Genomic DNA, 10023 nt, shown 5'->3' with positions numbered 1-10023 from the left:
CAACTATAGATCACAATGGAATTTAAAAAAGATGACTCCTGTTCAATACAGAAATCATCTTCTTAAGTCTGCTATATAGTCTTTTTTAAACTGTCCTTTACAAAGGGTACATTTTAAAAATTTATCTAGGCTTTTTTAAATATTTAATTATTTTTCATAAGCTTTTATTAACTCAGCTATATCGAACTTTTTCATTTTAAGAAAAGCTTCAGTTAACTGAGTCATCTTTTGGGGATCTTTATTCTGCATCATTTCACTCATAACATTAGAAGTTACCTGCCATGATAGTCCATACTTATCTTTAAGCCAACCACATTGCTCTGCTTCAGGGACTGCAGATAATTTATCCCAAAAATAGTCTATTTCTTCTTGGTCATCACAATTCACTACAAATGAAATAGCTTCATTAAAAGTAAAATTGTGCTTATATCCACTATCCATAGCTGAAAAAGCTAAGTTCTCAAGAATGAATTTAACCTGCATAACCGTATCTGGCTTATTAAATTCATCTCCTTCTCCATATCTATCGATGTTTTCTATTTTAGAATTTTTAAAAGTTTCTGCATAGAAATTAATTGCCTCTTCTGCTTTACCACATTGATCCCCTACAAACATTAGTGCTGGTGTGATTTTTTGCTTTACCTCACCATCGTCAACATACATTACCTGCCATGAAAGGCCATATTTATCGCATACCCATCCGTACCTTTCACTGAAAGGATAAGCATCTATTGGCATAAGCGCTGCACCACCATCAATCAATTTATTCCAAAACTTATCAACTTCTCCTAAAGTGTTGCACGAAATAATAAATGATATTGCTGGAGTGAATTTAAAATAAGGACCTGCTGATATTAGCATAAATTCCTGTCCTGCCATTTCAATTGTAAGCAATTCTGCTGTTCCTGATGGAGTGTTATTTAATATGGTTTTGTCTATTAATCTTGACCCTTCAAATAAAGACATATAAAATTCTGCTGCCTCACTAGCTTCCTTATCATACCATAAGTGTGGAACTATTTTTTGCATATTAACCTCTCCTTTACTTCTTTAGTTTAATTCTAAAGAAATTCATATTTAATTAGCAAGTTGACTCTCATGTTTCTCAAAGAAATCTTCTCTTGGTTCTAAATATTTTAATCTATGATTAGTCGGCTCGTCAATAAATTTATATATTGGTTCAAAAATATAATCCCAACTCCAAAGCTTATTATTCACATTCAAATATTCTCTAAGTAGTTCTGAACTATTAGGAGCTATAGGATGGATTAAAGTTAGTGTAGTTCTTACTGCATGGAAAGAATCAATTAACACTTGTTTACGTAGCTTTTCATCTCCATTTGTTTCTGCTATCCTCATATTATTTACCCAATACTTATTCATTTTACGAATATAACTATCTAAAACATAAGTTACACTGTGGAATTCATGATTATACATATATCTTTCATAGGTTAAAATAGCATCATTAGATTCATCTAAGATCTCCTTGCTTATTTCTCCAACTGGTATATTACTTTCATAATATTTTTGTGCTGTATAAAAACAGGAACGAGCTAATCTATTAAATACATTGGTTAGTAAATTACCATCCTTTAGAACCGTATCTGGCCCTTGCTTATCTTCTTCCTTCATAAATGCTTGTGGCATAAAACTTACACTTTTCTTAACTAATCCAAGACTTAGAAAATGCATTCGTAATTGCTCAGCTGTGTAATGATTTAATAGTTCTCTTGCCATAGGCGGCTTAACTTTACCACTACTACTTGCTTTCTTATCCATAAACAATAAATGATTATTTGCTATTAAATGAGGAAGGTTTATATTTTCCCAATTTACAACATCTGAACTATTTATTCCTAATAAAGCCATAGCCATAGCCATTTCTGCAATTCCATAGAAGTAAATATTGTCTTCACCTATAAATTGATATACCTTTGAATCCTTTGAAATCCAAAAATCCTTCCATGCCTCTTTATCTTTCCCAATAGACTCAAGATAAGTTTTTGTAAAAGAAATAGGTGCCCATAAAGATTCTGGCCATACCCAGAAGGTTAAATCCTTTAAATCTTCTTTTTCAGGTACTTCTATGCCCCATTCAACATTTCCTGATAATCTAAATGGCACTAAAGTTTTACCTGTTCTAAATCTAATTCCAAGTTTATCAAATATTTCTCTTGCTTTATCTCTATCATTTAAATTTTCAAATACAAATGAAATAGATGGTTTCTTTGGTTCATCAATTATTGTGTGTTTTGGTAGCTTATCTTCAATGTCTGTTATCCCATCTAATAGCTTACGTTTTACATAAATAATTGGTGGTTTTAAAAACTCTTCAATTGTATTTAATAAATACTTGCGCCAATTAGAATTGTTTTTTAAATAATTATTATCTTCATTTAATAAATTATTATATTCATCTAACTTAAAATACCAATTAGTAACATCCTTTAATTCAGGTGTTTTCCCTGATAATATACTCTTAGGATCTATTAGTTCACTTGGCATATATTGATGTCCTAAATCACATTCATCCGCATATCCCTTTTCCGATGTGCATCCTTCAATTGGACATTTACCAACTACTTGTCGTCCATTTAAAAGTACTTTCTTATCTGGGTCATAAAATTGTGGTGATGATAATTTAACTAAATATCCATCTTCGTATAGTTTATTAAATATATTCTCTGATACTTCTTTGTGGATTTCTCCTGCTCTATCTAAGGCTGATGCACCATATAAATTAAGGCTCATTTCATATTTATCTAATACTTCTTTTTGTTTCTCATGATTTTCTCTAACGTACTCTTCTATAGTTCCGTTATATTCCCCTTCATCCACTATCTTTCTGTAGCTTGCTAATATAGGAGAACCATAGCAATCTGTTCCAGATACAAATACAACATTTTCAGAACCTATTCTATCTCTTAAGAATCTTGCAAATGTGTCAGCGTGTACAAATACGCCTCCCACATGTCCAAAATGTAATTCTTTATTTCCATAGGGCATACCTGAAGTTATTACTGCTTTTTTAGGGAATACTGGTCTTTCTATTTTTCTATCTTCCATAATAAACACTCCTTAAAATAATAATTAGTTTATCTTTTAAAAATGAATTTATGTTATAAATGAAAAAAGCGATAAAAAAAACACCTCCTACAATAAATTTTGTAGGGGCGAATCTTATCGCGGTACCACCCTATTTTATTAGCATGTCGCCATACTAACCTTATCAAGTACTTATATACTCTAGTTCTGTAACGTGAACAAACGTCATATCATCACTTATTTTTAAATAAGATCCGTATGCAGCTCCGAGCCTTGTTTCATTAAAATATCCACCATTCCCTCTCAGCAAAATAGGAACTCTCTGTAAGTCTCAATAATAACTACTCTTCTCTTCATAGCCTTTATTTTTATAAAGTATAATAAATGGAAAGAACTTTGTCAAGGGGTTTAAAATTCTAATCTATTATATTCTTTAATATTATTTTCTCTACAACTAAGTAAGATTCCTTATATTTTTTCTATATCGTAGTATACTAATTATTCGTATTTATCTCAGGCTTCGGATTCTTCGCTATTACTATTTTTGCTATGATACTTGTTATTACCCTGATAATAATGTTAATCTTAACGCTATAGTAAAACTTAGTTTCTTTTTCTATCCAACCCTTGCCTTTCCAATATTTATAATCTGCTAAATTTTGATCTTTTCTAGAAAACGCATCTTTTTGTAGTCTAAAGGCTAATACATTTAAAAAGTTAGGTTTTTTAACTTTATTCTCTTTTAGTGCAAAATAAAATTTAGTAGCAGCTTTTTTTATATTTTTTTCAGTTTTCTTTCTCAATTTTCTTTCTTGTTCTTCTAAAATCTTTTCTGGTGGATACATTACACCAAGCTTACTTACTACGCTATATCCCCATGTTCCAACTGCCTGAGCAAGATTAAATAATACAAAATCTAATCCCACTGCACCTGTTGTTACAATCACCATTGCTTTCTTATTGTGAAAACGTGGTCTATGGCACACATAAGCAAACCGATCTATAAAACTCTTCATTAACCATGTTAAATTATAAGCATATACTGGAGTTGCAAATATTACTCCATCAGCCTCAACCATTTTTCTTTCAATTAATTCCCTGTCATCCTTAAGTGGACAAAATTGTTCTCCTTTTAGAAAGCACTGAAAACACCCCTTACAAGGTAGTAGATTAACATCCTTTAAATATAAATATTCAAATTCAATTTTATCATTTATTTTCTTTAGTGTAGTTTCTACTTTTAATGCAGTATCATAGGTGTTTCCTTTTCCCTTTGGACTACCTATGATAGTTAGAATTTTCATTTGGCTCACCTCCAATTATGTAGCTTATAATCATATTTTGTGTAACTTCATTTTTTTATTTTATTAAATTATCTACACACATATCTATAAATTTATCTCTTTGTTGTTTATTATATATATCTATCCCAGAATATGCTTGAAAGGCTGAAGATCGCAAAAAGACTACCTGCATAATAGAATGTAGTTGTAAGGCAATTATTCTTAACTCACTTTCATCTTTTTGATTATTATAAATTTTACTCAATAAAGGTACGTAATATAGTGGGGTTTGTATCTCCCCATGTAGAAGTTCATATTGAGCCGATATATTAAGAAACTTACTATTTTGTATTGCTAAGTCAGATAACTCCTTTAAAGTATCTTTAAGTTTTAGTTCTGGATTATCAAACCTAGCCTTTTCTATATCATTTAGTTTTAATGCAACATCCTCCATTATTCTAACTATTGCCATATTAATCAGTGCCTCTCTAGTTTGAAAATGATAGTTTATTAAACCAATTCCAATTCCTACTCGCTTAGCTATTTGTCTAATTGTAATCTTACTTGGATCATCCATTTCATGTAACATATCAACTACTGTATTAATTATCTTTTCTTTAGTAGCTAAATCATTATTTCTCATTTTTTTCTCCTAAAACATTTAATTGAACACGTTCAGTTTAGCACTTTGGAAATTTTTAGTCAACGCTTTTGACAGATATAACTACATATAACTTTCTACTAAAAAAATCTACATTGGACTATTCCTAATCCAATGTAGATTTTAATAAGTATGAACAATGTTTATTTATAATCAAGAACAGCAATTCCTTCATATTCTTTTAAATTTTCTTTATTCACATTAAGTTCAGCAAAATCACGTGACTTAAGCCCAGAAACTTTAATAAATTTATCAACCTTTGCAAATATAAGCCCTAATATACCTAAGGCCTTTGTTCTATAATGCATCGGAATAATAACTGTTGGATTTAGTTGTTTCCTTACTTCATTTGCATTTGAAGCATCTACTGTAAATCCTCCACCTACAGGAAGTAGTAAAATATCCACATTTCCTATTTCTTTTACTTGCTCCTCAGATAAAATATGTCCAAGATCTCCACAATGACATACATTTAAACCGTCTATTTTAAAATTGTATATTGTGTTTTTTCCCTTCTTAGCTCCTGATTCATTATCATGAAAAGTTTCAACACCTTTAATCTCTATACCTTTTTCATTAAAAGTTCCAAGCTTATTAATAAGAATAAAACTACTTTTTACTGCATCAACATTATTATGATCTTTATGTTCATGACTTGTAGATACTATATCTGCTTCAATTTCAGGTAATTCATACCCTAACATTTTATTAAATGGATCCATAAGTACCTTAGTTCCATTCTCTGAAGTTATCATAAAACATGCCTGTCCATACCATTCAATTTTCATATTAAATCTCCAATCTTTCTATTTCTTATAAATTTATTATATTTTATATTATTACTAATTTAAATTAAGTTTTTTATAAACCTTAAAATATACTAATACTGCATTAATAAATAATAGTGCGCTTGTAATAAAGAAAACATATTTGAAACTAAACCACGCTGCAATTTGTCCGCCTAAAACTGCACCTGCAAATGCTCCTAAATATCCTGCTGCTGTAGTAAACCCAAATACTCTACCTGTTAGAGACGATGGAGTCATTTTTTTCACCAGTATATTTACAGAAGGTATAAGCCCTGCCGCTGTTAATCCAAATAAGAAACGTAATATCATTAATTGCCATGGATTTTTTACAAATGCTTGAGGTATAAAAATAATTCCTGCAGCAATTAATGCAACCAATATAACTTTATGTGCGCCAATTTTATCAGAAAGCTTTCCTAGTCTTGGAGCTGCTATTATATTTGCTAGACCTGAAGCTGAAAAGGTAATTCCTGCAAGCAACGCAATATGAGTAGTATTCTTAGATAACTCTGAGATATATACTGTAATAATTGGTTCAACAGTATATAGTGCTACAGTTAAAATAAGAAAGGTTACAAACATAGTTATTGTTAATCCTTTTTCAGGTACACTATTCCATACTTCCTTTATGCTAAGAGCTTTCTTATCTTTAGGATTAAATGACTCCTTTACAAAAAATAAAGTTGTAATAAATGCAATAAATAGTAGTGTTCCAGTTATAAAAAATACACTTTTAAATCCTACATAATCACTAATAAATCCACCAATAGTTGGTCCTAAAAGTGATCCTGCTATATTTGCTGTAGAAAGTGTACCCAATGCATACCCTGCATGTGCTTCTTCTGTCTGGGTTGCTATTAATGTTGTGCACGCAGTACTATATCCTGTAATTGCTCCTTGCAATAGTCTTAATCCTATAAGTACATAGACATTTGGTGCAAAACCCATTAATCCAACAATTATTGCCATACCAAGACTTGCCCTAAGTAGCATTGGTTTCCTACCATACCTATCAGCTGCTTGTCCCCATATTGGTGAGAAAATAGCTGATATTACATAGGTAATTCCAAAGGCTATTCCTGATAATTGTGTAATTGAATTTGTATTTCCTACCCCAAGATGTTTTATATAAAGTGGTAGTATAGGTGCAATCTGACTCATTCCTATTCCTGTTACAAACATTCCAAACCAGCAAACCATTAAGTTTCTTTTCCATAATTCCATAAAATTTCATCTCCATTAAATAAATCAAAGTCAGAATTTATTCCTTCTAAAAACAATAATAAACTATATTTTATAGTTTGTAAACTATTATTTATAGTTTGATTAATGCATTATATAATGTTAAACTATTTCTATACTTTGAAATTTCAAGGAGTGATAGGGTATGCAAAAACGTAATTTAACCAAAGAGAAAATAATAGAAGTTTCCTTCTCATTAGCTGATGAGATTGGACTTAATCAGGTTACTTTTCCTAAGATTGCTGAGAAATTAGGTATAAAATATCCTTCATTATATAATCATTTTACTAATATGGATGATCTTAAAACAAAAATGACCATATATTTTATTAAAAAATTAAATATTACATTAATGCAAAAATTAATTGGTAGAAGTGGTGAAGATGCTATTAGAGAATTTGCATATGTGTATAGGAACTTTGCCCTAGAGAATAAAACTGCTTATGGCCTTTTTACCAATATACCTGAGACCAAGGATGAAGATATTTTAAATCTAGCTAAAGAAACTACCGCCATAATTCGTCAAGTTTTAAATTATTATGTTAAGGATGACGCTCTTCAAGCTCATAAAAGTAGAATATTAAGAAGTCTTTTACATGGTTTTATTTCGCTACATTCACTGGGATTCTTCCAAGGACCAGCTAACATAGAAGAAAGTTTTAAGATTATGATAGATGACTTTATTTTATCTATTCAAATGAATAATAAAAACAGGTAGCTCAATATTAAATTGAACTACCTAAAAATGAATTAAGACTACATTATAAATTATATAACGTAGCCTTAATAACTTAATTTACACATTTAAAATGCTTTTTTATCTTCGTATATTTTAGGGCTAGACTTACCTATTTTTTCAAGTAAATCTTTGATTGTTGTAAATGCCTCCGAAAGCTTAACTATCTCGCCTACTTCTAATACACTTAGTTTCTCTAACAATATACTCTCCATAATTTCAATTGACTTTCTAGCTAAGGCTAGTCCCTTTTCAGTAAGTTTAATATGAGTAATTCTTCTATCGGCCTTATCTTTAATTTTAACTATATAGCCCAAATCGCTCAATTGTTGTAAACATCTACTAGTATTCGGAACTGTAATTGATAATCTCTTGTTTAAAATAGACGGAGTTATATCTTGAGAATTATATATTTCAATAAGGGCCCTTGATAAAAGCGGGCTAAGTCCTGAAACCCAGTATGGAAATAAATCTAGAACTTCCTTTTGAAATATTGTATGAAAATTAACTATTGTATTTATTGCTTCTTTCCTTTCATCCTCACTCATATACTTCCTCCATAAATACTATTCTGATTTTTTATCATTAAGCGCATATTTACGGACTACTAGTATGTCTATGCTTCGATTTTTAGCCCTACCTTCAGCTGTGGAATTGTCATATTTAGGTCTATATTCACCATCAGCCTCAATTGAAAATTTCTCAGGCGCAACTTTACCACTATGAACAAAAAACTCCATAACATTTGAGGCACGCATATAACTTAAGTCCCAATTTGAACGGAACTTTGCATTCTTTATGGGTATATTATCAGTATGTCCACTAATTCTTATCTCATTATCTAAACCTTTTATCATACCAGCTATTTGTAAAAGCACTGGATTAAATTTTTCTAGTACATCTGCTTCACCAGAATTGAAAAGCACTGTATCTTGAATATTAATACTTAATCCTTCCGCACCAAGGTTCACTTTTACTTGATTATCATATCCATTACTTTTAATTTCTTCATCTAAGGCAGCTTTAATATCAGCCATCTTATCCTGTTCCATTATACTATTTGTTACTGCTGCTGCCCCAGGAGTATCTCCGCCACTATCAACTAAGACACCTTTACCACCAGCAAAGATTGCATTGAATGTTTGACTTACTCTTGCAAGTTTTTTGTTATCTACTTGACTCATTGCAAACATTACTATGAAAAGTGCCAATAGAAGTGTCAACATGTCTGAATATGGAAGAAGCCATGTTTCATCAACATGTTCTTCATGATGTTCTTTTTTACGTTTCATCATTGGCCTCCTCTCAATTAATTTTCAGTAGTGCTACTACCTTCTTCAAGTCTTTTTCTGTCTTTTGGACTCAACATACTTGCTAACTTTTGTTCAATGGCTTTTGGATTTATTCCTTCTTGTATAGATAAAATACCTTCTAGCATTAATTCCATATTACTTACTTCTACAGTTGACTTTCTTTTAAGTCTTGAAGCAAATGGATGCCAAATAACGTAACCAAAGAAAATTCCATAAAGCGTCGCAACGAAAGCTGAAGCTATCGATTCTCCAAGCTTTTGAGTATCATTTAAGTTTCCAAGCGCACCTATTAATCCTATAACTGCACCTAAAACCCCAAGTGTAGGAGACGTTCCTCCTGCAGTAGTAAACATTGAAGCTCCGACTCTATGTCTTTCTTCCAAAGCTTGAATTTCACCTTCAAGGACTTGTCTACAAATATCAGGTTCAACACCATCAACTACCATCTCTAAACCTCTCTTCATGAAACCTGCTTCCATCTCTTGAATTTTAGTCTCTAGAGATAGTAATCCATTTCTACGAGTTTCTTGTGCTAAATTGATTATTAGGTTTATGATGTCTATTGGATCTTGCTTTACTTTATTACTAAAAAGAGCTCCAAATAGCTTTGGCATATTTAAGAATTCTTTTGAAGTATAAGCATTCATTACTGCAGCCATAGTACCTACAAGTATAACTATTACTGCTTCTCCATTTACTAGTATAGCAACACTAGCACCTTTTAAAAGTAATCCTGTCAAAACCGCAAAAAACCCAACAACAATACCAATCAATAGAAATATGTCCATCTTCTCACCCCTTCAGTATTTATGTATTTTTTAAACCCGAAATTTGTATATTTTAGTACAAATTTGTTGATTTATGATATAAATATCTTACCATAATATATATCGTATGAAAAGTATCTTTCGATAGATTTAACTGCAAATTA

The 10023-nt window shown here is 30.8% G+C and carries 11 protein-coding genes and 1 other annotated feature; of the genes, 2 read left to right on the top strand and 9 right to left on the bottom strand.

From position 1 onward, the window contains the following. Positions 1-79, top strand: a 79-nt coding sequence (locus tag JK634_RS20485; RefSeq protein ID WP_243425568.1) for an integrase core domain-containing protein, incomplete at its 5' end; no start/stop codon positions are given. Between the two features lie 68 nt (positions 80-147). Here the strand turns inward: JK634_RS20485 and JK634_RS16110 are convergent. The 6 genes from JK634_RS16110 to JK634_RS16085 form a co-directional block, all read right to left on the bottom strand. Further along, entirely contained in the window at positions 148-1029 is an 882-nt protein-coding gene (locus tag JK634_RS16110) for a VOC family protein (protein WP_202768747.1), read from the bottom strand. 48 nt (positions 1030-1077) lie between these two features. Then, positions 1078-3069 carry a methionine--tRNA ligase gene (locus JK634_RS16105; RefSeq protein WP_202768746.1) on the bottom strand — a complete coding sequence of 664 codons (1992 nt, stop codon included), beginning with the start codon at positions 3067-3069 and terminating at the stop codon, positions 1078-1080. Positions 3070-3169: 100 nt separating this feature from the next. After that, positions 3170-3414 (bottom strand) — a binding site (T-box leader). Positions 3415-3542: 128 nt separating this feature from the next. After that, complete coding sequence (locus JK634_RS16100) at positions 3543-4352, bottom strand: flavodoxin family protein (RefSeq protein WP_202768745.1); 810 nt, start codon at positions 4350-4352, stop codon at positions 3543-3545. Positions 4353-4407: 55 nt separating this feature from the next. Continuing rightward, positions 4408-4974: a TetR/AcrR family transcriptional regulator gene (locus tag JK634_RS16095; protein ID WP_202768744.1), complete on the bottom strand. Its 567-nt coding sequence runs from the start codon at positions 4972-4974 to the stop codon at positions 4408-4410. 161 nt (positions 4975-5135) lie between these two features. Then, positions 5136-5780 carry an MBL fold metallo-hydrolase gene (locus JK634_RS16090; RefSeq protein ID WP_202768743.1) on the bottom strand — a complete coding sequence of 215 codons (645 nt, stop codon included), beginning with the start codon at positions 5778-5780 and terminating at the stop codon, positions 5136-5138. Positions 5781-5834: 54 nt separating this feature from the next. Further along, positions 5835-7025, bottom strand: coding sequence for a multidrug efflux MFS transporter (locus JK634_RS16085; RefSeq protein ID WP_202768742.1), 1191 nt, complete (start codon positions 7023-7025; stop codon positions 5835-5837). A gap of 163 nt (positions 7026-7188) precedes the next feature. Between JK634_RS16085 and JK634_RS16080 the strand changes: the two genes are divergently transcribed. Then, on the top strand, positions 7189-7761 hold the full coding sequence (locus JK634_RS16080; RefSeq protein WP_202768741.1) for a TetR/AcrR family transcriptional regulator: 573 nt from the start codon (positions 7189-7191) through the stop codon (positions 7759-7761). Between the two features lie 86 nt (positions 7762-7847). Here JK634_RS16080 and JK634_RS16075 read toward each other — a convergent pair whose 3' ends face one another. The 3 genes from JK634_RS16075 to motA are packed head-to-tail and all read right to left on the bottom strand — an operon-like array spanning position 7848 to position 9880. Next, complete coding sequence (locus JK634_RS16075) at positions 7848-8327, bottom strand: MarR family winged helix-turn-helix transcriptional regulator (RefSeq protein ID WP_202768740.1); 480 nt, start codon at positions 8325-8327, stop codon at positions 7848-7850. Positions 8328-8345: 18 nt separating this feature from the next. Continuing rightward, positions 8346-9071, bottom strand: coding sequence for a flagellar motor protein MotB (locus JK634_RS16070; RefSeq protein WP_202768739.1), 726 nt, complete (start codon positions 9069-9071; stop codon positions 8346-8348). Positions 9072-9088: 17 nt separating this feature from the next. Further along, on the bottom strand, positions 9089-9880 hold the full coding sequence (gene motA, locus JK634_RS16065) for a flagellar motor stator protein MotA (protein WP_202768738.1): 792 nt from the start codon (positions 9878-9880) through the stop codon (positions 9089-9091). Positions 9881-10023: the final 143 nt, after the last annotated feature.

The sequence above is a fragment of the Clostridium paridis genome (genome assembly GCF_016765615.1).
In the GTDB taxonomy this organism is placed as follows: Bacteria; Bacillota; Clostridia; order Clostridiales; family Clostridiaceae; genus Clostridium_T; species Clostridium_T paridis.
The sequence above is the reverse complement of the archived record's forward strand: the minus strand, read 5'-3'. Positions and strand labels throughout refer to the sequence as shown.

Bases quoted from the DNA above. Each gene is read 5' to 3' on its own strand.
- JK634_RS16110 (WP_202768747.1), bottom strand. From the start codon at position 1,029: ATGCAAAAAATAGTTCCACACTTATGGTATGATAAGGAAGCTAGTGAG.
- JK634_RS16105 (WP_202768746.1), bottom strand. From the start codon at position 3,069: ATGGAAGATAGAAAAATAGAAAGACCAGTATTCCCTAAAAAAGCAGTA.
- JK634_RS16100 (WP_202768745.1), bottom strand. From the start codon at position 4,352: ATGAAAATTCTAACTATCATAGGTAGTCCAAAGGGAAAAGGAAACACC.
- JK634_RS16095 (WP_202768744.1), bottom strand. From the start codon at position 4,974: ATGAGAAATAATGATTTAGCTACTAAAGAAAAGATAATTAATACAGTA.
- JK634_RS16090 (WP_202768743.1), bottom strand. From the start codon at position 5,780: ATGAAAATTGAATGGTATGGACAGGCATGTTTTATGATAACTTCAGAG.
- JK634_RS16085 (WP_202768742.1), bottom strand. From the start codon at position 7,025: ATGGAATTATGGAAAAGAAACTTAATGGTTTGCTGGTTTGGAATGTTT.
- JK634_RS16080 (WP_202768741.1), top strand. From the start codon at position 7,189: ATGCAAAAACGTAATTTAACCAAAGAGAAAATAATAGAAGTTTCCTTC.
- JK634_RS16075 (WP_202768740.1), bottom strand. From the start codon at position 8,327: ATGAGTGAGGATGAAAGGAAAGAAGCAATAAATACAATAGTTAATTTT.
- JK634_RS16070 (WP_202768739.1), bottom strand. From the start codon at position 9,071: ATGAAACGTAAAAAAGAACATCATGAAGAACATGTTGATGAAACATGG.
- motA (WP_202768738.1), bottom strand. From the start codon at position 9,880: ATGGACATATTTCTATTGATTGGTATTGTTGTTGGGTTTTTTGCGGTT.